Here is a 21,798-nt window from a genome sequence, read left to right on the forward strand (position 1 = left end):
ACATCACTTTTGCTGCAAGTCCGACTCTTTCCTATACCTTTTTCCAAAATCAATTCTCAATCCCACCTCGATGAAACGACTTATTTTATTAAGTAAAATACTTCTGGCTTTAAGTGAAACCGACTAGCAAGAATATGGACACTTTGAATCGATACTTGAACATATTAAAAAGCAGCCCAAAAACCTAATGGGCTGCTTTCTTTTTATGTGAATTGCACTAATTTGAATCCCTCGGAGAGATTCGCTGATTAATTCTCGGGGTGATTATGAAGCTCTAATTTAGATACGTGTCTGTGTACGGGGTTTCGATTCAATTCGAACAATCTGATTTTTATCAAATTCTATCTCATAATCACAATAGCGGGATTGTACTAAATGTGTACAATTTCCCGTTTCGTGATCTGTAATTGCTCCCCTATACAATAAACTAGCTTTGGATTCCTCTCTAAAGTGATCTACAACAATATTTAGAATAGCTTCGGGATTAATAGTTCCTGCAAAATATTTTGTAGGATGATCTTCTTTTAACTTATCATATATTATGTTACTCAATAAATTCAACGATATGTTGCTGATCGCTTCGGATGCTGGCTTAACTAAAAAAGTTATGAATTCCATAAAGTTACCAGCACCATGTTCAAATGATACGCTTTCTTTATAGATTATATTCAACTCGTATCCATTAGCTTGTGCAATTTCTTGTATTTTCTCTACTAGAACTGGCCCATTGAATTCCAGTGAAAGATAAAAGCCCTCGATGTTTGAGTACGTTTGTTCTTCTTCATTGAAATATTGCAATCCCTGGTCACGTTCTTCGAACCAATCAACAATATAGTTAAATGGCTCCTTATTTTCAGAGTTGGTATGTAGATATATATTCAAGTTCGATCGATTTCCGGAGTTACGAAACTCCAAAGTCATTCCATCTCCCGCGGAAATCTACGGAATTCAGGTCGGGGATGTCTATTCCGCTTACACTTCCCGCCGTTGTCACGCTGTAACTGAGGCAGATCTGGAACAGGTAAAACAGAAACTGCTGGAAACAGGATTTTTGAAGGAAGAAGAACTTTCGTTATTAAAACCCGGAGATATTGTCCCATGGTCTGGGGGAGAGTTGTTTGTCACTCTGTCTAATCCGTATTCCTCTGATTGCAAATTAGTCGTTTTGCATGCAGATATTAATGCAGCTCAGAACCTGCAAAAAAGATTTTGGAATCAAAATAGCGAGATTTTTCGTATTGTATGCCAACGAGTAAAAGATGAATCTTATGTGCCAACGAATAAAAGAACCCGGAAACTTCTCGGAGACGGGAAATTTATAAAAATTAGAAATGATGAGGTATATCAATGGGAAGCAATGGACAAAAAGAGAGTTAAAAAGGCTCTTGCTTCTCAAGAGGACGTGACGGAAGCTGTTCATGAGTTAGTGCAAGGATATGTTACTCTTTTCCGGGACCCGAGTGGGATAAGAATAAGAACAATTGGTATCAAAACCAGGAGTTGGCGGTCATTATAATGCTCATGAAAGTAGGGAGCTGATTGATCTTATTAACCAAATAAGAGTGATTCAAGCAACTTTAAAAGAGGAAAATAGCGAGTTTTATTTTGAAATAGACAGTTACTATGAAGAAATACTTGAAACTTGCATGCAATTTTTATCTGAAATTGGAGGCAGTTCGATTCCTGAGGATTTCCCTAAAATAAATATTATTGAACATAAGCCTATTTTTACTCTTGTTAACTCAACAATGGTTGAAAGCCCCTTTAACATGAAATCAGCAGTCAGAATTCGGCTTATGGTACCGTCAAGAATTTTGTGTAATGTAAGATAGATAGGGTATCTCTGAAATGGATTTGGAATGGATAGGGAACCGGTTTCCTTCACACAAGAGACTGAATATTCAGTCTCTTGTGTGGAAAGGGAAAATCCCCTTATTTTGTTTATTTACAATATTTGGTTAACAATAACGTTCTTCAAACATTCGTTGAAGGGCTTCTTGCGCTTCGGCAAATCCTCGCAGCTTTCGCCCTGCCCATTTCTCGTTAAAGTCCTGTATCGTCAAATATACGACTTTTTCAGCGGCTTCTAAACTGCTCAAACTGTTCATCGGTTTTAGGCGTTTCCGAATCTCCTTGATCGTTCGTTCGATGGCATTGGTCGTATAAATCACACTTCGAATACTGCTTGGATAGTCCATAAAGGTGAGAAGGACATCCAACTCATTTGCCCAAGATTGGACTTCCCTTGGGTATTTGTGAGACCATTTGGATTGAAACTGTTGAAACATCTCCAATGCGATTTCTTTATTCGGAGAACGATAAATGAGTTTCAGGTCCTCCGCCATTTCGAATTGATCTTTTTTCCGAACACGGCTGAGGGTGTTGCGGACTTTGTGCACGACACAGCGCTGCACATCGGCTTTCGGATACACCGCCTTAAAGGCTTCCTCCAACCCCGGAAGGCCATCGAAGACGCCAAGAAGCACTTCCTTGACGCCTCTTTTGTAGAGCTGTTGGAGAATCTCCTGCCATACATAGGCGCTTTCTTGTCCTCCTACGAAGAAATCAAGAATTTCACGATACCCTTCTTCGTTCACCCCCAATACCACATAAATAACTTCTTTCTCTACCGTATCCCGGCGAAGTTTCACGTACAAGCCGTCCAAATATAAGACCGAATAACGCTGGTGTAGTGGACGAGCGTGCCATTTCTCGATGTCTTCCTTCACGACATCGGTAATCCGGCTGATCGTCGCAGGAGAATAGGTGCTTCCTAGAATTCGTTCGATAAACTTGCCAATTTCACGCGTGCTCATGCCACTTTGGTACATCCTAATGATTGCTTCCTCCAGCCAGCCCGTGTGCCGTTGGTAAGGGGCAAACAACTGTGTTTGAAATTCCCCGTTTCGGTCTCTTGGAACCAAAAGACCCTCAATCCGGCCATATTGTGTATCTAGATTTCGCTGATAGTAGCCGTTTCTCATATTCGGCGTTCCAGCCTGTTCGATTTCGAGGAAATTTTTGATTTCTTCCCGCATAATCAGTTCTAATTTTTCTTTTACAAACTGACGAATGGCATTTTCCAGTTGATTTGCCCAGTCGACATTCGGTATACTTCTTTTAGACATAGGTAGGGTACTCCTTTCTCTGGAATGTGTTGTGGTCCAAATCAGAGAATACCCTACCTTTTTTCTTTTGTTCTAGCAAAATGCTTTACACAAAATTTTATACATCATCTATTTACCAGTGAAATGAAATTATAGTTTAAAAAATTCTTTAAATTATGTACAATAAGATAACATACTAATATATAAGTATACTTTTTCAGAAAGAGGGGAAAATCAAATGAAATTGAAGTTAATACCTTTTGTAGTTCTTTTAATAATTACAATCTTATTAACAGGATGTAACGAGGAAAAAAACAAGAAAAAGTATGATTCAGCAATTAATCAAGTGATTACTTTAGAAAATAAATACTTACAAAAAGAGAAAATATTTTCTGATACCCAAATTTTAAAAAGAGAAGACACAGGTATTATTGTTTTTAAAGACGGAAAATTTATTGAGCTCATATATGATGTTTCAGGAAAACAAATTGAATCCTTATATAAGAGAGATATAGATAATAACTATAAACGTTACCCAAACACAAAAGAAGAACTAGAAAAAGTGGATAAAGATCTTAAAATAATTGATTACACAGAAAATATAGGATTAAAATAAAGATTCTTCACTATATCTTTTCTTTTTTACGCTCGATCGAAAGACCTCGCTACGCCTCCCGCTGTGGGCTATGTCCTCCACCTCTTTTAAAACAAAAATATGTTTTGCCTATAAGTATACATAATAGACCATATTTTCAATATCTATATAATGAATCTATTATGTATGAAAAAAGAGGATATATGTCCTTATACTGAACATAATATCCTCTAATCATTATAGTATAGTTAAAAAAGCATCGGAAAAGGAATTACATTACTGCGCGACTACTGGCGGGAAAACGAAATTTTAACAGTTGTGTTGGAGCTTTGTGAGGAAGTAGCAAAACGAGCGCGTGAAATCGGTAAAGTAGGACGCACCGTTTCGTTTAGCGTGCGCTATTCGCATAATGAAGGAGGATTCCATCAGTCCGTCACCCTTGATACCGCTACAAACTTAACGATGGATATCTACCGCGTCTGCAAGCAGATTTTCCATAAGTTTTATGACGGGCGAAGCGTGCGCGTTATTCATGTATCCCTAGGAAATTTAATGGACGAGGAAAGTTTGCAGTTGTCCCTTTTTGAAGATAGAACGAAGGAACGCGCTCTTGCCAAAGCAATGGATGCGATTCGCGACAAATTTGGTCCAAATGCGCTGTTGCGCGCAGTCAGCTACACACCTGGAAGCGTCTCCCGCATCCGCAACGGCTATATAGGAGGGCATCAGGCATGAACCAACGCGATCGAGGAATTATCAAATATTCGCCCTTTTTAATGCCGGAACACCGCAAAATGCTAAAGGAACTTCGTGAAAAAGAAGAGCGGATCCATCCCTTTCATCACGACGAGCAACAATATGAAGAATGGAATCGGATCATTTTCGAGGCAATGGAATTTGCTTCTTATCTTTCGATTCAATACATACATCATTATCGTTTATGCTGCGTCATCGGTCGTGTTCATTACTATGATCAACCAAACCAAACATTGCGGTTCAAAGAAAAGGACAGTGGGAAAATCCATTATATCCACGTGTCGTCTATTAAGGACATAAAAATTGCCCCTTTCTCACCATGAAAGGGGCTTATTGCTTTTAATCCTCAGACAGCTCATTCATTAAATCCTCAATTTTTTCTTAGTTTATCAATTTCCTTATATTATGACAAAAAATACCGAACGTTTATAAACTTGAACTTTTCACTTTATTTCAAGACAAATCCTTATATCATCTGTAAAATAAAATTAGACCATATTTACTACTCACAGGGGGTACATGATGGAATTGACAACACAAAAACTAACACTGCAACAACTTGAATCCCATTTATGGGAATCTGCCAATATACTACGGGGGTCTATTGATAGCTCCGATTATAAAAACTATATATTCGGTCTGTTGTTTTTGAAACGACTAAATGACGTGTTCGTCGAAACTGCGGAGCGCATCGAGCGCGAAGAAGGAGAAGACTACGGATGGTACGACCGCGACGAGCACCAATTTTTTGTGCCGGAACGAGCGCGCTGGTCGTATATCACCTCTCTTACTCAGGATATCGGTGCGGCAATCAATAAGGCATTCGAAGAATTGGAGGAGGAAAATCCATCTCTCGAAGGCGTCCTTGCGAGCATCGACTTTAACGATAAAGAAAAACTGCCGGATAAGCTGCTTATGCAGTTGCTTCAACATTTCAGCAAAATCGATTTGCGCAATGAAAACTTATCCGATCCGGACATTCTCGGACGCGCTTACGAATATCTCATTAAACAATTCGCCGACGACGCAGGGAAAAAAGGTGGCGAGTTCTATACGCCTTCCCAAGTAGTTCGTCTGATTGTCAAACTCATCAAACCAGAAGAAGGGATGCGTATATGCGATCCGACGGTTGGAAGCGCGGGAATGCTTATTCAAGCTGTTGACTACATCAAGGAAAAGGGAGGTAACCCTCGCAACCTCACACTACATGGACAAGAAAAGAACTTAAACACATGGGCCATCGCGAAAATGAACTTGCTTTTGCATGGCTTAAGCGATCATCGCATTGAAAAAGGCGATACGATCCGCGATCCGAAATTGCTCGATGAAAACGGAGAATTGCTTTTATATGATCGAGTCATCGCCAATCCGCCATTTTCCTTGAAAAACTGGGGGCGTGAAGAAGCCGAAGCCGATCCATATGGCCGTTTCCGATTCGGTTTACCACCAAAAAACGCAGGTGATTTGGCGTTTGTTCAACATATGATCGCAACACTCAACCATCGAGGAATCGCTGGTGTCGTCATGCCACACGGCGTTTTGTTCCGTGGAGGCGCTGAAGGGAAAATTCGCCAAGGTATCCTTGAAGAAGATTTGTTAGAGGCAGTAATCGGTCTACCAGCTAACTTGTTCTATGGAACGGGTATTCCAGCATGTATCCTTATTCTAAATCGCAACAAAGCGCCGGAACGAAAAGGGAACGTGCTGTTCATTGACGCATCGCGCGATTATCAGGAAGGAAAGAATCAAAATGTCCTTCGCGATCAGGACATTGATAAGATTGTATCCGCCTTTGAAAAATGGGAAGATCAGGACAAATATTGTCGCGTCGTCTCCCTTGAAGAAATCAAAGAAAACGACTATAACCTAAACATCGCCCGATACATCGACACTACTGAAGAAGAAGAACAAATCGACATCGCCGAAGCTCTCCGCCAACTCCGTCAGCTAGAAAAAGAGCGGGAGGAAATCGAAAAAGTGATGTACGGGTATTTAAAGGAGTTGGGGTATAATGTCTAGTTCCATACAAACATTAACCATTGGCGAAGTTGTTGAGAAAATAATAGGTGGAGGTACCCCATCACGTGAAGTTGAGGAGTATTATAAAGGTAATATTCCTTGGTTCACTGTTAAAGATTTGACGTACCATCGTCTTTCACATGCTCAGGAGTATATAACAAAAGATGCTGTAAAAAATAGTGCAACTAACATAATTCCAAAAGGAAATGTAATAGTAGCAACAAGAATGGCTTTAGGAAAAGCGTTTATAAATGAGACAGATGTTGCTATTAACCAAGATTTAAAAGCATTAGTTCCAGATAAAAAGAAAATTACTGCAGAATATCTCTTGTATTCAATACTACACAGAGCAAATTTTATTGAGAAAATGGGTACAGGAACCACTGTGAAGGGAATAAGACTTGAGCAACTTAAGGCATTATTAATTCAGGTTCCCCCAATAAAAGAGCAAACAAAAATTACTTCGATTCTTTCAACAATTGACAAAGCCATTGAAAAAACCGAAGCCATCATCGAACAAACGGAAAAAGTGAAAAAAGGACTGATGCAGCAACTCCTTACAAAAGGAATCGGACATACGAAATTTAAAAAGACGGAGATTGGCGAGATTCCGGAGGAGTGGGAGGTTAGAAGTATAGATGAAATAGCGTTTGTTAATCCTGAAGCTTTATCGAACAAAACAGATAATAATTATGAATTTGAATATATTGATATTAGTTCTATAGAAAAACCAGGTAAAATTGGAAAAACAGCTCGTTATAAATTCAAAGATGCACCTAGCCGAGCCAGAAGATTGGTTAGAACTGGTGATACCATTGTTTCCACAGTTCGTCCATATCTTAAAGGTTTTGCCTTTATTGATAAAGAACATGATGGAAGAGTTTGTTCAACTGGTTTTGCGGTATTAAGACCAAAAGCTTCTATTGATCCTTTATTTTTGTTTCAATCTATTTTACTTAACAACTTTGTTGAATTTTTAAAATCTAGAATGACTGGATCAAATTATCCTGCTGTCACAGCTTCTGATATCAAAGAATACAAGTTTGGTGTACCAACAGATATTAATGAGCAAAAGGAAATCGCGAAAATCTTATCAATCTATGATAGAAAATTGGGAGTTGAGGAAGCTACTCTTATACAACTTACTAATCTTAAAAAATCCCTTATGCAATCCCTCCTCACCGGAAAGGTCCGGGTAAAGGTGGATGACGAGGTGGTGTCGTCGTGAGTTACGAGTGGGCAAAGGAACGGCCAGTTGAACATCGATTAATCAAGCAATTAGAAGGACTAGGATATACGTATATTCCAGGACATGCGCTCGATTCGGAACGCGCGTCCCACCGGGATGTCGTGTTGGAGACACGGTTAAGACAGGCGATCCAGCGCCTAAATCCGTGGATTGACGACATCAACCTCCATAAAGTCGTGCGTATGGTGACGCATATCAACGCCGCGAGCGTCATGGAGGCTAACGAGAAGTTCTATGACATGGTCGTGAACTATGTGTCCATTCAGCAAGACCTTGGGAAAGGGAAGAAAAGCCAGACGGTCAAGTTGATTGATTTTGACCATCCCGAAAACAATGAATTTTTAGTGGTGAATCAATTCAAAGTCAGTGGACCGATGACGACCATCATTCCGGATGTTGTCCTTTTTGTCAACGGTCTGCCGCTTGTCGTCATTGAATGCAAAAGCCCGACGAAGCCGCATCCAATCAGCGAGGCGGTCCAGCAGCTGCTTCGCTACCAGCAGGAGGCGGAGCGCCTTTTCCACTACAACCATGTCGTCGTGGCGACATGTAACGAACAAGCCAAATTCGGATCTATTGGCGCAAGACTGCGACACTTCGGGGAATGGAAAGACCCGTATCCGCTGAAAGCTAGTGATATTGGCGACAATCCGACGCGTCAAGACGTGTTAGTCGCGGGAATGTTCCCGAAAAAGAATTTGCTGGACATGATCCAAAACTTTGTCGTCTACGAGGCAGAAGGCGGCCGCACGATTAAGAAAGTCTGCCGCTACCAGCAATTCCGCGCCGCCAATAAGGCCGTCGAACGCATTTTAACCGGCAAGACACCGAAGGAACGGGGCGGCGTCGTCTGGGCGACGCAAGGATCTGGAAAGAGCTTGACGATGCTCTACCTGTCCGTCAAACTGCGACGTCTGAAAGAATTGCGTAACCCGTCCATCGTCATCGTGACGGACCGCACCGATTTGGACGAACAAATCACGAATACGTTCCGTCGCTGCGGATTCCCGAACCCACGGCGTGCCGAAAGTGTCCGGGATCTGCGTGACTTGCTGCGGACAGCGACAGGCGCAACCATCATGACGACCATTCAAAAGTTCCAGGATCACGTCGACGACGGGGGTGACCTGCTCTTAAATGACGCGGACAACATCTTTGTCCTCGTTGACGAGTCGCACCGCACCAATTACGGGGGACTAGCGATGAACATGCGGTCGTCGCTGCCGAATGCGGTATATATAGGGTTCACGGGGACGCCGATTGACAAGGAAGACCGCAGCACCGTCCAAACGTTTGGCACGTACATTGACACGTACACCATCCAGCAGGCTGTCGAGGACGGGGCGACAGTCCCGATCTATTACGAAAGCCGCCTGCCGGAATTACGGGTCGAGGGTGAGTCGCTGGACGCGATTTTTGACCGCGTCTTTCAAGACTATTCGAAAGAGGACAGGGAACGGATCAAGAAGAAATACGCGACAGAGGAAGCCATTATCGGGTCACCGCAACGCATCCGCCGGATCTGTCTCGACATCATCGAACATTACGAGCAACATATCGCACCAAACGGCTTCGAAGCGCAAATTGTCGCTATTAACCGCGAAACCGCGGTCCTGTATAAAGAAATTCTCGATGAACTCAACGGTCCGGAGTCGGTCGTCATCATTTCCGCTAACAACAATGACAACGACCGATTGAAAAAATACCACCTAACCAAAGAGCAGCAAAAGCACTACATTGAGCGCTTTAAAAAGCCGCTGCATGAGGACAAGCTGGCGTTTATCATCGTGTGCGATATGCTGCTGACCGGGTTTGACGCGCCGATCGAGCAAGTAATGTACCTCGATAAGCCGCTAAAGGAACATAACTTGCTCCAGGCGATCGCAAGAACGAATCGGACCTACGACAAGAAGACATATGGCCTCATCGTCGACTATTACGGCGTGTCCGCGTTCCTTAAGCAAGCATTAGCCATTTTTAACCCGACGGACATCCAGGGAGCGATGACGTCGATCCAGTCAGAGATACCGCGACTGCAGTCGCGACATCGCGCCGCCATGCGCTTTTTTGACGGCGTCAATCGCGACGACATTGAAGCGTGCATGAAAATCCTAGAACCCGAAGACGTGAGACACTCCTTTGACCGAGCGTTTAAACGCTTCTCCGAAAGTATGGACATGATTATGCCGCATCCAGAGGCAAAACAGTATTACGAGGACCTGAAATTTTTAGGGAAAGTGCGCCAGTACGCGCGCAACCGCTTCCGAGACGAGCAGATGGACATCTCTGACTGCGGGGAAAAAGTGAAGCAGCTCATTTACGACCATATTTACACGACGGATATCAAGGCGCTTCACCGTCCTGTCAGCATCCTCGAAAAGAATTTCGACGCCCATGTGAAAAGTTTAACGACGGACGAGGCGAAAGCGTCGGAAATGGAGCACGCGATCCGTCACGAAATCAAAGTAAAAATCGACCAAAATCCGGTCTATTACACATCGCTAAAGGAACGACTCGAACAGTTAATTAAAGCGAGAAAAGAAAAACGGCTCAACGACGCCCAGCTCGCATTTGAGTTAGAAAAATTGATCGAGGAGATGCGCGGACAATCTAAAACCATTGAAGAAGAAGGCCTGACACCGCAATCCTATCCGATTTTTCAATTGCTGCAAAAGGAATGGACCGATCAAGAAGAAGAGAAAGAACGGTTAAAAGAAATCACCCAGATCATTGTGGAACATATCGAAGGCCTCGTCGTCATCGACTGGGTTAACAAAGAAGACGTCAAACGCGAAATGCGTAAAAAAATCAAGCGCCAGCTCCGGACAAGCAAATGCCCGTCCGATAAAATCGAGGCGCTTGCTCAGCAAATCGTTGAACTGGCGGAAATCCATTACAAAAAATAACGCACCCTTCATGGGTGCTTTTTTCTATATCGTTAGCGTCGGGCCGTTCACACGCAGCCATTCTTTACGTTCCTCATAATCCGGCAAAATCGAACGTACCAGATTCCAAAAATTTTTCGAATGATCCGCGTAACGCAGATGGGCTAATTCATGCACAATCACATAATCAACAACGCGCATTGGGGCCAGAAAAAGACGCCAATTCAAATAAATCGCTCCCTGTGGTGTGCACGTTCCCCAGCGAAACTTCTGCTCTTTTACCGCAAGCTTCGCCGGCGTTACCCCTAGACGCTGTGCATAACGTTTCACCCGTTCTTCCGCTTTCACCTGCGCCCGCTGGATATACCAAGATTTTAATGCTTCACGAATCATAGGCACATGCTCTATATCATCGGCTGATGTTGGCGTTTCAATATAAAATTTCCCTTGATGAAATAACACTTTTACCTTATCGATATCTTGATTTTGTTTCACCTTAATTCGATAATACCGCCCTAAATACGGTAATTTCTCTCCACTAACAAATTCTAACGGAGCCGGTGGTCGCTTAATCTTATTCAAAAAGTTCCACTTATCTAAAATCCACGTTGCCTTCTTACGCAAAACTCGGTTTATTTCTTCCAGAACTAGATGATCGGGAGCTACCACTGTAACCCCCTCCATCCACTCTACAACAATAGAAATATCTTCTTTCCCTTTCACCTGCTGCAATGTGTACTCAATAGCTGTCTTCCCAAACTGAAAGGTAGGCATAAAACACGTCCCCCAAAATATCAAGTGATACCCCCTATTATACAAGCCAGTTATCCACTTTTTCACTGGATTTATCCCCCAAAATCCCACTGCATAAATACCGATGCGTCCATGTGATCATTTACCTTCGTACATACGCGTGTCTATGTGTTGAAGAAATTTCCAATTTGAAAATAACAGACCTGAATCTCGAGTTAAAACGAATTCGTATTGTAGACAAAATAATGAAAGTAGTACCTATCTCGGAAGATTTTATTAGCCGAACTAGAGGATTAGTTGAAGTTTCGAGTGGGAATGGCCAAAAAAAGAAACTTTATGTTGCAGCATCTCCATATGTCTTTTATAGTCAACGATCACTGAAATTCTTACTAAGGGGAATGCAGCGAATGATTGAAAGCTACATCCTACCGAATAAAAAGCTCACGCTCCATATGTTCCGGCATACATTTTGTAAGTGGATGTTAAAAGCGACGAACAACGATATCGAGAAAGTGCGGAGACTCGCAGGTCATAGCAATATCGCTACAACATCACGATACAGCTCATTCGTTAAATCTACAATTTCTTTTCTTCGATCATTAGTTTCTTCTTTGTTCATACGATTTTTTTACATAGCAATATATTATTTAAAACTATGTTCTAAATAATCAATAAAACAAAATCGATAATCCTTTTAAGTATAGAAACTTATTTCTTTACCTTTTCAATTAGTTTAATCAAGAACAATATATAGTAGTTTCTCACCAAAAACCATACTATATATAGTTTATTTATAGTCAATATGGCATGGTGTAAATAGGTAAATACTCTTAAACAAAGAAAAAATAACCAATATTTTAGACAATTTCTTTATTTTTTCGAAAATCATTCATATAAATTAATAATGAAATGAAAGGAGGGAGAAATTATGAGTAATACTACACTCGTTACATTACTTTTTGGGCTAATAATGGGGGTAGCTGGAAGTGCCTTGTATGATGTGATTAAACACTTAGTCCAGCACCCCGATACACCCATTAAGAATGCTCTTGCTCTGCCACAAACAAGAGTACTGAAAGGGTGTATTATTATTAGCCTGCTTGTTGTAATGTACACATTAGTGAAACTGTAATACCTTTGTACTCTTTAACTTTTGAAACCTGTGAAACTCAACTTTTTACTTTCGGCTACTCGATAACAGAGTAGCTCTTTTTTTCTTTGTCTATTATTCTATTATTTTTCCTTTAAAAGAAATATTAGCATAAAAATTGATCCTCATAAAACATTCATCATTGTGGACAAGATTTTTAGCAACTATACATCTTTAATGTATGATGTAATTCAATGAATGATGAGAGACAAAACCACAAAAAATCAAGGAAAAATTTTACATAGATGAATAGAAAGAAAAACCGTTTTCGTTATATATGAAGCTTCCCGCAGACCGTCCGAAGAGCGCAGGTCCTTTACGCGCATAACAAGCAAAAATTACAATGGGGTATGGTGAAAATATTTTCCCAAATGATCCTTTATGTACAGGTTAAAAAAGAGGAAAATCCTTAAAAAAACTGGACTGCGAGCAAGGTGGGGGTATTTTGACATACGAAGGTGCTCGATCATGTATAGTTTGTGTTTCGAGAATAATTGTTATACAAGTTCCAATCATTATGGTCTTTACTTTGACTATCGCTTTCGATAACTCAAGTCTTTATAATACAATAATACTTTCACATGATTAAAGGTCTTGCATGCAGCAAGACCAATAAAGTACGTATTAAAATATAGTGATTCTGTGGTATGTGACGACTCTGAATCGTCCGTGGCACACGCACAGTAGACTTTTGCCCTATAGGCATTTTTATTATAACATTTTTCTGATGAAAAAGAAAAAGCATTTTTAAAACTGTGGTAAATTAAAAAACCAACACTCGTAAATCTCTAGGTGCATAATCTCGGCCTAATACAGTGATTTTCCTTTCCAACTGATCGGATGTTGTTGTTCCAATATCTACAAACATTACTTGATCTTGTTGATGATGAATCACTTGGTCCAATCGATACTTAAGTTCTACTTTTTGCTGCTCGGTCAACTGGCAGAGAAATACCGAGTATTGAATGTGATCCCCCATCCCTTTCATGATTTTAAATACTTTTCTCCAGCGTTTAGGTTCTGAGATATCGTAACAAACTAAAACATGGTAACGCATTTTCCTCACCTATATTAAGTCCAATGCCAATGAAGGTCTCCCGGGTTCGCTCCGGTGGTAAAAGCCAAACAATGGATCCATTCCTACATTGATACAGGCCACCATGAAATCCCGAACCAAAAGCGTATATCCCAAGGATAAGAGAGCATTGACAGGGTCTTTCGGCGGCCTTCGATTCCGTCCATTCATCAAGGATACTCCATCTACAACAGGAGCTTTGAGCATGGTGGGAAACGATTCAAAATATAGTCTCCCTGCGCGTCCTTCAAGTCCGCGCAATTTCTCTATATCTGTGGCAACCAATGCTTTTTCTTTGAGGAGAGCCAATTCTTTCAATACTTGATTACCAGGTTTTCCATTACGGCGCAAAAGCGTTCGTTGATTAGATAATTTGGAATGGACAACCCAACGCGCAAGCCGAAGTGAAATTTCAGGGTGTTGGAATTGAATAAATTGCTTTTGACGCAAGCGAATATTTTTGGTCGTCAGCGGCTGGGTTATTCCAATCAGTTTTCCGTGACTGGATAAATAGCTGACTGTAATACCACTGGCCATCAATGTATGGATAAGTTGCGTGGAGCATTGGACGTTTCCCATCACCGTTACATGAATCAAGTCTTTAATGGGGATTGTCTGGGTATCTCTTGAAGGTTTTGTGATTGTTAAACAATCCCCACTTTTCCCAAGCTTTGTACCGTGTTCCGATACATATAACACGCCACCATCTGGCCGTTCGGGAACAATCCTGCGAACTTGGGTGGCTGATCCCGTAAGATAGTTAGTTTCGTCAGGAAGACAAATATAGTTCAAAGAACACCGAAAACATTTGTTGGAATCTTTCAACGGCTTGGGAATTTCTTTTTTCGTTAATTCCTTGGCTAATTGGATGTAATCGAGCGTGAGACGAACCAAGTTATCTGTGAACTCGACTTTGATTTTCTTTTTATTTCCTCGATAGTATAAATAGCCAAAATCTGAGGGATAGCCGTTTTTCCGAAGTAATAAGCCTTGGGCACAAATTTGTATTTGGTCATTAGGCCATGCCGTGGGGTCCAATTGGTAATCATTCACGATAAATGGTTTGGAAGGGGTAGGAGACGAAGAATGTTTCCATTCCAACGGTGCCCACTTGTTATTTTCAACAAGCAAAGCATCCAGCCTTCCCGTGATGTTTAATTCCTCGTCTCCTAAGTACAAGCTGCGAGGGGCTTCACCCCATAGATCATCAGGCACGTTTTGTTTGATACGTAAACGGGATTCACTCTTTTGGTGCTGAAAGGTTCCTTCTATAGTATCTGCGTTATGTTCAAATAATCCTTGAACGTGCATCAAGTAAAAGAGACGTTCACAATACTGGATTTCGTTCAACATACGAACAGGGATCGCAGTGGACATTGAACATCATTCCTTTACTACTGCCCCCACTTCTCTTGATCGGATCACCTGCTTTAACCGCGATTGAATGATTGCATTGACTCGAGACCAAAAGCTGAATGGTTTCCTGAATTTAAACAGGAAGAGATCGCGCTGAAGACCTATGAAAGATTAAGGTCGACCGGATTGGATAAGGAGGAGATCGATACATTTGCTAAAAATACAGGACTTAGTGTAGAAGAGGCAAAACAATTAAAATCACACTTGTTTTTGACGGAACATGTCAACTTGGCAGAAGAGAACGGGAAGTATTATTACAAAGGATATTTTAATCCAGATATTCACATTGCATATGGGTGGGAACAAGCTCTGAAAAGGGAACTGACACCAGATGAAAAAGCTTGGTTCCGACAATTGGCTGATCATGAACTGGCAGAAAGCAAAATGATGCAAGAAGGGATGCCTTATCGGGATATTCAGTCTTTTGAGCCTGGTAAAGGGTTTACCAAAAACCCACCAGGTGCTCATGATTTGGCTCCAGCCCAACCAGGAGATTTTCCAGGATTTAAACCAAATTTAAGATTGATATTTTGAGGTGGGAGAAAATGGGGAAATTCTTTGAAGCTGCGAGAAGTCGAATTCGTATGATTAATTGGGATTATGAAGATGTATATAGGCCTTCACATGAATTATTACTTAAGGAATATATCCGAAGAGGTAATCAGTTTTTGGATTTTATTAATAAAAATCCTGATCGAAGAATTGCGGTTTTTAGTGCATCTGATGCAATAGACGCTAATTTGCCTATAGATATTGAAGTATACTGCACGGAATTAAACGAAATATATGGGACTGCATATTCAGTTTGTACGTTTTATCTGGAATGGGCTTACTTGTTAGACCAAGAGGAGCCCGTAGCCCTTAAATTTTATGATCTGTATGAACCAATCATAAAATTGTATGAAAGGGGCGGGAGAATTAGTTACAGAGAAAATTTTCTCATGTGTGGGTCTTCTGAGTGGCCTCGAAATTCTGCGCGAATTCTTCGTGATATACCTCCAATTGATATCCAGGATGAAGCCTTGGAAAAATTTGATCGCGAGTGGTTTAAGGAAAAAATAACGAACGAAGTGATGAAATATGACGCAGGAGGCCAAAGGGTCGAAAAATTGGTCACCTACATCTTGGAGCGATTAAGAGATTACAGTCATACTTCCAGCAAAGAGATCATGATCAAGGTTGAGTTGGCTCGTTGGCTGATGAAACATGGAAATCGAGCCGTTCACTACTTAGGAGAAATTCAAAAGGAACTAATGGAATTCACGATTGACAAGAATTTGGAAAAGTGGTTGCCAGAAGAGGAAAAGAAGAATCTGGCTTCAAACATTAAGCAAACATTGGAAGATCTGAAACGCTTGAATTTGGAAACATAATCGAATGAACCACTGTTCAGTTAAGCGGGGGTTTTTGATTGAACTAAAATGAAATGAATCTGGTACGAAATCCCGTGTAAATTACCTCGGTCAGAAAAGTCGGCGCTTAACCGATGCGTATGACTTTGGGTCGGGGTTTTTCTTTAGCTTTCCCCCATTCTAGTTGTTCGGCCATGTCACGATACTTTCTTCCGCTTGCCCACTTTTCTCCCATGAGAAGCTCCAACCACAAAACCTCCTATGGTTATTGTATATATTGGAGGTTCACAGACTTTTCCGTTACACAAGAAATCTTATCGAGCGGATTGCAAATGCCCATTAAAAAACATTAGGTTAAGACCCTCTCCGATCACCCTGAGAGTCTTTTTGCTTTTAGACGCAGACTCTGACGATAATCCCCTTCCTTTCTGCTTGCGAATGTTTGTTTGAGCAAATAAAAAAAGGGCCATCCCCGAAGGGAGGCCCATAAATTTTGAACAATGTTCTTAGTTTGTGATAATGAAAATCGCAACAATAATTAATACGAGCCCAATCACAATTGAGAAGATACTTGTAAAATACCAAGGCAATTCTTTTAACAAAGCCAATAAGATATCGCCAAAAGTATAACCGTACTTTCTAGTTTTCCTATGTTTTTTATCATTATAGATAAAACCGTATAACATAAAAAAAATACCAAGAGTCAAAATAATGATCTGAGGCCAATTCAATCCGATCGCTCCTTACCATTCTGCGCTTGTGTAACAAGGATTTTCTTCTTTCTTTATTAGAAGATAGCCAGCCGTAGTGGCCAGCTATTTCTGATTTATTTTTCTTCAATGTGCTATTCGATCGCACAATTGTCAACGGGAGTAATTCGAATCACACTTAATCTCGTTGAAACATTTCAATCTTCTTCACTTGCTTGTTTACAGCATCTTCGACAGCTTGTGTGATTTTCGAGACATAAGCAGTATCTACAACGAATTTTCCATCTGCAAAGATACGATACATCGGTTTCGGTTGCGGCTGGGTCTCGGGAACATAGCGCACGCCGAAATACTCGCAAATTCCTTTGGCCGTCGCGACCGCAAAGGCTTTCTGCACTTTCGGATCGATCATTTGCGCCGCTTCGTCCAATCCCGGATCATCCATGAAACCATACTCAATCAATACGGCAGGCATGCGGGTTTCACGCAGGACATGGAAGTTGGCGGTTTTCACGCCGCGGTCTTTACGCTTTACGCCGGATGCCATCAAGTGGCGATGGATGATTTGGGCAGCTTTCTGGCTCTTGGTGCTTCTGGGGTAGTGGAAGGTTTCAAGACCTTCCCCACCTCCGGCATTGTAATGGCAGCTCACATAGAGATGTGCCCCGGCGCTGTTTGCTTTTCTAGTCCGTTCGCTCAATGGCGTGTCAGCATCGGTTGGGGCCACCAAAAGAGTCCGGAAGCTGCAACGCTCCAGCTCCTTGTCCAACAAGGCGACAACTGCCCGGTTGAATTCGTTCTCATAAATGACTCTTCCCCCTAATTGAGGGATACGAGGAGTTCTTTTCCCTGGCGTCGGCGTTGGTTTCAAACCATGGCCGTCACACAGCGCAACCAAATAACTCATTTCACTTTGCCTCCTTTATGAATCGTCCATATTTATCTCGTTTTCTTTTCAAGATGTAAGGATGCTCTTTGTGCATATGACATCGAACGCATACAATACGCAAGTTTTCCAATGTGTTGTTGTTTCTGTTCCGATCAATGTGGTGAACCTGAAGATTTTCGGTTGTTCTACAGTAGTAGCATTCATTAGGCAAATATCTAAAAGCGAGTTTTCTATACTTCTTTATCGGAATCGGTAACTGCTGATCCTTTTTTACAAAACGCCCAAACTCATCTTTGTATTGGTTTTTAGGACGTGACAACCCCATTTGTTTGATGCGATTAAGCACCGATGTTTTGCACATGCCAAGCATTTTGGCTATCTCTCTGCCGCTATATCCTTGAGAGTAAAGTTCTTTTATAACCTCGTTGATTTGTTCGGGATATGCTCCAGCACGTCCGACATACGGTTGAAAATCAAAATCAAAAGAGAGCGGGTTCATTGTTGCCCGCTCTCCTTTTTCTTCTCAAACGGATTAAATGCAAAAATGCCCAGCGCGACCCCAAGGCCAGCGAGGGCATTCAAAATTTGTTCCCATTGGTCCCATTGCTCCGGCGCGATCTCAAGCCCCAAAGCGGCGGTGAGCACTTTCAAAAACGAAAAGAGATACACCCATACGCGCGGATCTCTCAGTTGTTCCCAATTCATGAAAATCAACCTCCTATCGGTATTCCAGCCAAAATAAAAAGCGCCGAGATTACGGCAAGGATGACACCTGACACAACAGTTTTCCAAAACCAATCCAATTGGTTCTTGGTTTCTTTCGCAATCTCCAAAGCTTCATTTGCCGCCGCCAAAGCTTCCCAGCTCCGTTCGTCGATTTCATTTGAATCGGCGATTTTTTCCTCAAGGTGCTCCAGTTTCGATTCCATCCGTTGGAGTGATCGGGATACCACTTGGATGAGATCATACATTTCTCGCTGGGTGATGACGACGCCAGATTTGACCTTTTTTTCGCCCACCACCTTCCCCCCTTTCATCTTGACCCTTTTATTTTTTACTGTCCTGGCATGTGCAGGTAGTGGAACGGGTTCGCGACAAACTTGTCAAACTGTCCGGCAACCGAGTGATAGCCGACCGCATATGCTCCCAAAGACGGAGCCCATGCAGCATAACAACGGCAAGCGTTGATGGCCTTCTGTTTGATTGTGTCGTCCGTGGGCACATCCTTCCATCCACCGCCCGGAATCGTTGCCCCGCAGTTTTCATAGTCGGTCCGTGTGGCCATCGAAATGATAAAACGGACATAGTATTGGATCCGCCCGTCGTTGTAGAGGTCCAAAAGGGCTTGGCCCACATTTGCGTGATCCGGGTGGATGTCGTGATAGCTCAGGGTATAGTGGTCAGCGTCAGGATACAGATCGATATATTTTTCGATGACCGCTTTCGCTTCGTTATAGGTCAATGTTTCCCCCGTCGCTAGATTGTCCAGATACTCGATGTGGCGATGCTCCGGAGGAACCCCCAGTTGGCCACAGGCATGATTGAATTCATTGATGCGAGCTTCGGCCAACGTGTCTTTGGTAAGCGGTACATAGCCTTCAATCTCAGGGTTGTGAGTGGCTTTCCAATAGCCACTATAGGTTGTACCGTTGATGGCATTGAGGGCACCTGTCACCCGCCCATGCGTCATCAATACCACATGAGTCGGACGGCCAGCGGCCACATGTTCAGCGATTGTGATTCCCATGTTCAAAGTTTCGTCGTCCGCATGCGGTGCGTAGAAAATCACCGGTCTGCTCATTGGCGATTCCTCCTTTGGCAAATAAAAAAAAGCGCCTTATGCGCTTATTTGGTCTCGAATATCTTGATTTCTCAGGTCGTCAGTGACCGGATCACCAGGTGAAACTGGAACAGAATCGGGCAGAATCAGGAATTGATCCATCCCTGAAAACATCGTGCCGATCCCATTCCACTTGAACCAAACGATGTTTTTGTTGGCGTCATATTCAACCTCGGTGATTTGTTCGAACACTTCCAGCACTGTACCATCACGGGTACAGCTGCAATATTTCATCTGATTCACTCCCTATGGCACATAGGTGATTTCAATCTTGGCGCTATCGTCGAAAACAGCGTAATAGTCATCGGTGGTGTTGTTTGTATACAGCCCCATGCCTTTGGCCAGACCGCTGGAAAAGTAGGAAAACCAACTGGACGGCAAATCCACCCATTTGGCTTCCCCGACTTTGAATGTGACATTGAGGGCCGGAGCCAATACGGACGGTTGTCCTCCTGGTTTGGATGCATGACCGTGCATCCGGAGTGTAATGGTGACGGTCGCGTTTCCGCCGCTCAATCGTTGGAGATACGTCCGGATCCGCTTGATCGTTTTCCCCGTGACCGTGCTAGACATGCCGGAAGGATATAGCCAAAGGCCCGTGTGGTGACCGTATTGGGAACGCCACATTCCCTGAATCAAGGGGATCCAACATATGGATTACATCTCCCAGGACTTAAGAAAACGGATTGGAGAATATCTCAGAAACGTACGAAAGTCCAAAAATATTCCGATGAAGCAGGTAACGGAAGAAGGGCTTTCTGAGCCAACTATTTGCCGGATCGAAAAAGGGGTAGGCGACACTCCCATCGAAAAAATCCGTATCCTTGCTAACAAGCTTGGAATCAACCTGGACAAAGAGTTCGGACTCAACCAGAGGGAGTTAGCCATCATCAAGGCAAAACTGCTTCATATCGAGTACAAGGCGGAACTGAAACTTAATCTTGAAGTGTGCCTGCAAGAATTAGACGAAATTAATCTACCGGACAGTCACCCTCTGCATTTTCTCTGGATACATCTAAAAGGAAAAACTCTTTTCTATATGGGAAAAGCTGACCAAGCGGAACAATTTACATTGCGTATTCTGAATCTGAATCGAACCATTGAAATGAAGAAATCGAATATCATAAGCTGCGCAAAAAACATACTTAGCAATATCTATTATCTGAAACGTGACCTTCATCGAGCTCTTAATGAAATCAATGGAGCAATCGAATTATTTGATCCTAACGGGGAAAGGGCAGAAAAGATACATATGTTCCTCATTAATAAGTCAGTCTACCTGAAGCATCTGGACCGAGATACTGAGTCAGACGAGATTGTAGAATATCTGTACAAAAACATAGATCAAATATTTGATCCACGAGTTAAAGTTACCGTCCACGAACTTATGGCTCGCATCCATTTGAAAAACAAAAAATATAATGAGGCTATCCAGTGTTGTATGGATGGTCTGTACTTATCCAGCACCATGAATTTGATAGATCGATGTGTAGAACTCTGGAGCGTACTTGGATCCATATACGAGGAAATGAGCATGTATGGTGAAGCGCTAATTCAATATCAGACAGCACTATCCTATAAGGGTACGACTCAACCATATCTTTTCATCACCGTTTACAGCATGTTGGCTGGACTTTATGAAAGAATTGGGGATCTTAAAAAATGCGAAAATGCTCACAATAAAGCCCTTGAGTATCACGATGACAGTATTCGATATATTGACGCACTAATTAACAAAGCTTTCTTCCTCAAGAGACATGAGAGAAGTAATGAAGCCGGTAACCATCTCGAACAGGCACGCATTCTAGCTCGCCAACAAAAACTCTGGACCAAAGCACATGATATTGTTCACGAATTGACTCAAATTTACAAAGGGTCAAATCGCGATAAATACCATCAATACTTAGAAGAACTACAAGAAATCATCGGACTACTGAAAGAAAGGGGATTTAAGTATGTTGGTTAAAAAGATGGGAATAGCTCTAGCTTGTATAATGATGGT

Annotated in this window: 25 protein-coding genes; 13 read left to right on the forward strand and 12 right to left on the reverse strand. The window is 42.0% G+C overall.

The annotated features are described in order from the left end of the window. Positions 1-279 precede the first annotated feature (279 nt). Entirely contained in the window at positions 280-915 is a 636-nt protein-coding gene (locus I8U23_RS03360) for a hypothetical protein (RefSeq protein ID WP_198050749.1), read from the reverse strand. On the opposite strand from I8U23_RS03360, the gene I8U23_RS03365 reads away from it, so the two are divergent. Beyond that, positions 860-1,516: a hypothetical protein gene (locus I8U23_RS03365; protein WP_386091109.1), complete on the forward strand. Its 657-nt coding sequence runs from the start codon at positions 860-862 to the stop codon at positions 1,514-1,516. The two genes, I8U23_RS03360 and I8U23_RS03365, sit on opposite strands and share 56 nt — an antisense overlap. Further along, the gene (locus I8U23_RS03370) at positions 1,482-1,832 is read left to right on the forward strand and encodes a hypothetical protein (RefSeq protein ID WP_198050751.1); all 351 of its coding nucleotides are present in this window, start codon (positions 1,482-1,484) and stop codon (positions 1,830-1,832) included. Before I8U23_RS03365 ends, I8U23_RS03370 begins: the two co-directional genes overlap by 35 nt. 126 nt (positions 1,833-1,958) lie before the next feature. Here the strand turns inward: I8U23_RS03370 and I8U23_RS03375 are convergent, their stop codons facing one another. Then, on the reverse strand, positions 1,959-3,128 hold the full coding sequence (locus I8U23_RS03375) for an IS256 family transposase (protein WP_008880572.1): 1,170 nt from the start codon (positions 3,126-3,128) through the stop codon (positions 1,959-1,961). Positions 3,129-3,345: 217 nt separating this feature from the next. Between I8U23_RS03375 and I8U23_RS03380 the strand changes: the two genes are divergently transcribed. The 6 genes from I8U23_RS03380 to I8U23_RS03405 all read left to right on the forward strand — a co-directional run bounded on the left by I8U23_RS03380 (position 3,346) and on the right by I8U23_RS03405 (position 10,632). Then, positions 3,346-3,723, forward strand: a complete 378-nt coding sequence (locus I8U23_RS03380) for a hypothetical protein (protein ID WP_025950780.1) — start codon at positions 3,346-3,348, stop codon at positions 3,721-3,723. A gap of 237 nt (positions 3,724-3,960) precedes the next feature. Further along, positions 3,961-4,437 (forward strand): DinB/UmuC family translesion DNA polymerase, encoded by a 477-nt coding sequence (locus I8U23_RS03385; protein ID WP_370526911.1) that lies wholly within the window; start codon positions 3,961-3,963, stop codon positions 4,435-4,437. After that, entirely contained in the window at positions 4,434-4,781 is a 348-nt protein-coding gene (locus I8U23_RS03390) for a YolD-like family protein (RefSeq protein WP_198050752.1), read from the forward strand. Before I8U23_RS03385 ends, I8U23_RS03390 begins: the two co-directional genes overlap by 4 nt. A gap of 199 nt (positions 4,782-4,980) precedes the next feature. Then, positions 4,981-6,477: a class I SAM-dependent DNA methyltransferase gene (locus tag I8U23_RS03395; RefSeq protein WP_198050753.1), complete on the forward strand. Its 1,497-nt coding sequence runs from the start codon at positions 4,981-4,983 to the stop codon at positions 6,475-6,477. Then, positions 6,470-7,705, forward strand: coding sequence for a restriction endonuclease subunit S (locus I8U23_RS03400; RefSeq protein WP_198050754.1), 1,236 nt, complete (start codon positions 6,470-6,472; stop codon positions 7,703-7,705). The genes I8U23_RS03395 and I8U23_RS03400 overlap by 8 nt, the downstream gene beginning before the upstream one ends. After that, on the forward strand, positions 7,702-10,632 hold the full coding sequence (locus I8U23_RS03405; protein ID WP_198050755.1) for a type I restriction endonuclease subunit R: 2,931 nt from the start codon (positions 7,702-7,704) through the stop codon (positions 10,630-10,632). The genes I8U23_RS03400 and I8U23_RS03405 overlap by 4 nt, the downstream gene beginning before the upstream one ends. A gap of 24 nt (positions 10,633-10,656) precedes the next feature. Here I8U23_RS03405 and I8U23_RS03410 read toward each other — a convergent pair whose 3' ends face one another. After that, the gene (locus I8U23_RS03410; protein ID WP_198050756.1) at positions 10,657-11,385 is read right to left on the reverse strand and encodes a M48 family metallopeptidase; all 729 of its coding nucleotides are present in this window, start codon (positions 11,383-11,385) and stop codon (positions 10,657-10,659) included. Between the two features lie 113 nt (positions 11,386-11,498). On the opposite strand from I8U23_RS03410, the gene I8U23_RS03415 reads away from it, so the two are divergent. Then, the gene (locus tag I8U23_RS03415; protein WP_370526895.1) at positions 11,499-12,032 is read left to right on the forward strand and encodes a tyrosine-type recombinase/integrase; all 534 of its coding nucleotides are present in this window, start codon (positions 11,499-11,501) and stop codon (positions 12,030-12,032) included. A 260-nt stretch (positions 12,033-12,292) separates the two neighbouring features. Then, a complete protein-coding gene (locus I8U23_RS03420; protein WP_099233669.1) occupies positions 12,293-12,496 on the forward strand; it encodes a hypothetical protein in 204 nt (67 codons plus the stop codon). A 781-nt stretch (positions 12,497-13,277) separates the two neighbouring features. Here I8U23_RS03420 and cas2 read toward each other — a convergent pair. Next, positions 13,278-13,571 carry a CRISPR-associated endonuclease Cas2 gene (gene cas2, locus I8U23_RS03425; RefSeq protein ID WP_198050757.1) on the reverse strand — a complete coding sequence of 98 codons (294 nt, stop codon included), beginning with the start codon at positions 13,569-13,571 and terminating at the stop codon, positions 13,278-13,280. Positions 13,572-13,580: 9 nt separating this feature from the next. Then, complete coding sequence (gene cas1 / locus I8U23_RS03430) at positions 13,581-14,966, reverse strand: CRISPR-associated endonuclease Cas1 (RefSeq protein WP_198050758.1); 1,386 nt, start codon at positions 14,964-14,966, stop codon at positions 13,581-13,583. A 165-nt stretch (positions 14,967-15,131) separates the two neighbouring features. Here cas1 and I8U23_RS03435 point away from each other — a divergent pair, with 165 nt between their 5' ends. Together I8U23_RS03435 and I8U23_RS03440 are read left to right on the forward strand one after the other, a co-directional pair. Further along, complete coding sequence (locus tag I8U23_RS03435) at positions 15,132-15,539, forward strand: hypothetical protein (protein WP_198050759.1); 408 nt, start codon at positions 15,132-15,134, stop codon at positions 15,537-15,539. A gap of 11 nt (positions 15,540-15,550) precedes the next feature. Then, on the forward strand, positions 15,551-16,378 hold the full coding sequence (locus I8U23_RS03440; RefSeq protein WP_198050760.1) for a hypothetical protein: 828 nt from the start codon (positions 15,551-15,553) through the stop codon (positions 16,376-16,378). A gap of 867 nt (positions 16,379-17,245) precedes the next feature. Here the strand turns inward: I8U23_RS03440 and I8U23_RS03445 are convergent. Genes I8U23_RS03445 through I8U23_RS03475 form a run of 7 tightly spaced genes read right to left on the reverse strand, consistent with a single transcriptional unit; the run spans position 17,246 to position 20,369 of the window. Beyond that, positions 17,246-17,974 carry an N-acetylmuramoyl-L-alanine amidase family protein gene (locus I8U23_RS03445; RefSeq protein ID WP_198050761.1) on the reverse strand — a complete coding sequence of 243 codons (729 nt, stop codon included), beginning with the start codon at positions 17,972-17,974 and terminating at the stop codon, positions 17,246-17,248. A gap of 1 nt (position 17,975) precedes the next feature. Then, on the reverse strand, positions 17,976-18,455 hold the full coding sequence (locus I8U23_RS03450) for an HNH endonuclease (RefSeq protein WP_198050762.1): 480 nt from the start codon (positions 18,453-18,455) through the stop codon (positions 17,976-17,978). Further along, entirely contained in the window at positions 18,452-18,661 is a 210-nt protein-coding gene (locus I8U23_RS03455; RefSeq protein ID WP_198050763.1) for a hypothetical protein, read from the reverse strand. The genes I8U23_RS03450 and I8U23_RS03455 overlap by 4 nt, the downstream gene beginning before the upstream one ends. Before the next feature lie 5 nt (positions 18,662-18,666). After that, positions 18,667-18,975, reverse strand: a complete 309-nt coding sequence (locus I8U23_RS03460; protein WP_198050764.1) for a hypothetical protein — start codon at positions 18,973-18,975, stop codon at positions 18,667-18,669. Between the two features lie 35 nt (positions 18,976-19,010). Further along, positions 19,011-19,757, reverse strand: a complete 747-nt coding sequence (locus I8U23_RS03465; RefSeq protein WP_198050765.1) for a PIG-L deacetylase family protein — start codon at positions 19,755-19,757, stop codon at positions 19,011-19,013. 36 nt (positions 19,758-19,793) lie between these two features. Then, positions 19,794-20,030 carry a hypothetical protein gene (locus I8U23_RS03470; protein WP_198050766.1) on the reverse strand — a complete coding sequence of 79 codons (237 nt, stop codon included), beginning with the start codon at positions 20,028-20,030 and terminating at the stop codon, positions 19,794-19,796. A 12-nt stretch (positions 20,031-20,042) separates the two neighbouring features. Continuing rightward, a complete protein-coding gene (locus I8U23_RS03475) occupies positions 20,043-20,369 on the reverse strand; it encodes a hypothetical protein (protein ID WP_198050767.1) in 327 nt (108 codons plus the stop codon). Positions 20,370-20,448: 79 nt separating this feature from the next. Between I8U23_RS03475 and I8U23_RS03480 the strand changes: the two genes are divergently transcribed. Then, on the forward strand, positions 20,449-21,762 hold the full coding sequence (locus tag I8U23_RS03480) for a hypothetical protein (RefSeq protein ID WP_198050768.1): 1,314 nt from the start codon (positions 20,449-20,451) through the stop codon (positions 21,760-21,762). Positions 21,763-21,798: the final 36 nt, after the last annotated feature.

This window comes from Thermoactinomyces sp. CICC 10735, assembly GCF_016055175.1.
Lineage (GTDB): Bacteria > Bacillota > Bacilli > Thermoactinomycetales > Thermoactinomycetaceae > Thermoactinomyces > Thermoactinomyces vulgaris.